A 2500-nucleotide genomic window follows, 5' to 3' on the forward strand; every position below is an offset into this window, starting at 1 on the left:
TTTTCGGAATCAGAGACTAAGCGAAAGTGATAAGTTAGCCACCTGGGGAGTACGTTCGCAAGAATGAAACTCAAAGGAATTGACGGGGGCCCGCACAAGCGGTGGATTATGTGGTTTAATTCGATGATACGCGAGGAACCTTACCAAGGCTTAAATGGGAAATGACAGGTTTAGAAATAGACTTTTCTTCGGACATTTTTCAAGGTGCTGCATGGTTGTCGTCAGCTCGTGCCGTGAGGTGTTAGGTTAAGTCCTGCAACGAGCGCAACCCCTGTCACTAGTTGCCATCATTAAGTTGGGGACTCTAGTGAGACTGCCTACGCAAGTAGAGAGGAAGGTGGGGATGACGTCAAATCATCACGGCCCTTACGCCTTGGGCCACACACGTAATACAATGGCCGGTACAGAGGGCAGCTACACAGCGATGTGATGCAAATCTCGAAAGCCGGTCTCAGTTCGGATTGGAGTCTGCAACTCGACTCTATGAAGCTGGAATCGCTAGTAATCGCGCATCAGCCATGGCGCGGTGAATACGTTCCCGGGCCTTGTACACACCGCCCGTCAAGCCATGGAAGTCTGGGGTACCTGAAGTCGGTGACCGTAACAGGAGCTGCCTAGGGTAAAACAGGTAACTAGGGCTAAGTCGTAACAAGGTAGCCGTACCGGAAGGTGCGGCTGGAACATCTCATTTAGAGCGTCTTAAGACGATAAACAAAATTAGTACGCAAGTACATTACTTACTTAAAGTAAAGCTTTAGTTTTTTGTTTGGTTGGTTATATTAAAAATACAAAACCCACTAGAAATTAGTAAAGGGATTGAGAGAGACAAAGAAGAAAGAAACAAGTTAAAAGGCGAAAGTAAAAAGTCTATTATCTCGGATCTATCATCTTTACGTCTAAGAGACAGTCTCGTAGCTCAGCTGGTTAGAGCGCTACACTGATAATGTAGAGGTCGGCAGTTCGAGCCTGCCCGAGACTACTAATTGAAATAGAGGTTAGAGCCTAGAAATTAGAAGTTAGTTTTTACACTACTATCTAATTACTACCATCTAACATCTGACTAGAGGGGGAATTAGCTCAGCTGGCTAGAGCGCCTGCCTTGCACGCAGGAGGTCAAGGGTTCGACTCCCTTATTCTCCACAGTTTTGGAGTACTGATTTAAAAGTTACGGATGGAGCCAATAACAACATCTGTTCATCAGTATGAAGAAAAGAAATTAAGATCATTGACATTAACGGTAAAGACATCACAAAGAGATAACCGAGCACTTTCGAGTGCCGAGTTTATAAAAATATCGATAAATGAGAATTTATCAAAAAATACTGAACTAATTTAATATTAGGAAAGAAATCGTTAAGGGCGTATGGCGGATGCCTAGGCTTTCAGAGGCGACGAAGGACGTGGTAAGCTGCGAAAAGCTGCGGGGATTGGCACACACGAATTGATCCGCAGATGTCCGAATGGGGCAACCCGGCTGGTTGAAGACCAGTCACCTCTTAGGAGGAGCAAACCCGGAGAACTGAAACATCTAAGTACCCGGAGGAAAAGAAATCGAAGAGATTCCGTAAGTAGTGGCGAGCGAAAGCGGATTAGCCCAAAAGCTAATTTATGTTTAATAGAATGTTCTGGAAAGAACAGCCATAGAGGGTGATAGCCCCGTATATGAAAGGCATATTTAAGTGATAAATGAGTAGGGCGGGACACGTGAAATCCTGTCTGAATATGGGGGGACCATCCTCCAAGGCTAAATACTCCTGAAAGACCGATAGTGAACAAGTACTGTGAAGGAAAGGTGAAAAGCACTTCGAATAGAAGGGTGAAATAGAACCTGAAACCGTACGCCTACAAGCGGTCGGAGCACCTATATGGTGTGACGGCGTGCCTTTTGCATAATGAGCCTACGAGTTAATTTTACTAGCGAGGTTAAGGTATTAAGTACCGGAGCCGGAGCGAAAGCGAGTCTGAATAGGGCGTATAGTTAGTAGGATTAGACGCGAAACCTTGTGATCTACCCATGGGCAGGTTGAAGCTCTGGTAACACAGAGTGGAGGACCGAACCGGTTGACGTTGAAAAGTCTTCGGATGACCTGTGGGTAGGGGTGAAAGGCCAATCAAACTGGGAGATAGCTCGTACTCTCCGAAATGCATTTAGGTGCAGCGTCGTATATAAGTTTATTAGAGGTAGAGCTACTGATTGGATGCGGGGGTTTCACCACCTACCAATTCCTGACAAACTCCGAATGCTAATAAATGTTCTACGGCAGTGAGGGCATGGGTGCTAAGGTCCATGTCCGAGAGGGAAAGAACCCAGACCAACAGCTAAGGTCCCCAAATATATGTTAAGTTGAAGCAACGCGGTTGGACTGCATTGACAGCTAGGATGTTGGCTTGGAAGCAGCCATTCATTTAAAGAGTGCGTAACAGCTCACTAGTCGAGCGGTCCGGCATGGATAATAATCGGGCATAAACATATTACCGAAGCTATGGATTTGTATTTTAG

General features: G+C 45.7%; 2 tRNA genes and 2 rRNA genes (1 of these 4 cut by a window edge). All 4 read left to right on the forward strand.

Annotated elements, in window-relative coordinates:
* Positions 1-691 (forward strand): 16S ribosomal RNA (locus tag BOQ62_RS04515); the annotation flags it as partial.
* Between the two features lie 214 nt (positions 692-905).
* Positions 906-979 (forward strand) — tRNA-Ile (locus BOQ62_RS04520).
* 87 nt (positions 980-1066) lie between these two features.
* A tRNA-Ala gene (locus BOQ62_RS04525) sits at positions 1067-1140 on the forward strand.
* A gap of 203 nt (positions 1141-1343) precedes the next feature.
* Positions 1344-2500 (forward strand): 23S ribosomal RNA (locus BOQ62_RS04530); it runs 1601 nt beyond the window's last position.

Origin of the sequence: Chryseobacterium sp. CH21 (assembly GCF_004119445.1) — a bacterium.
In the GTDB taxonomy this organism is placed as follows: domain Bacteria; phylum Bacteroidota; class Bacteroidia; order Flavobacteriales; family Weeksellaceae; genus Chryseobacterium.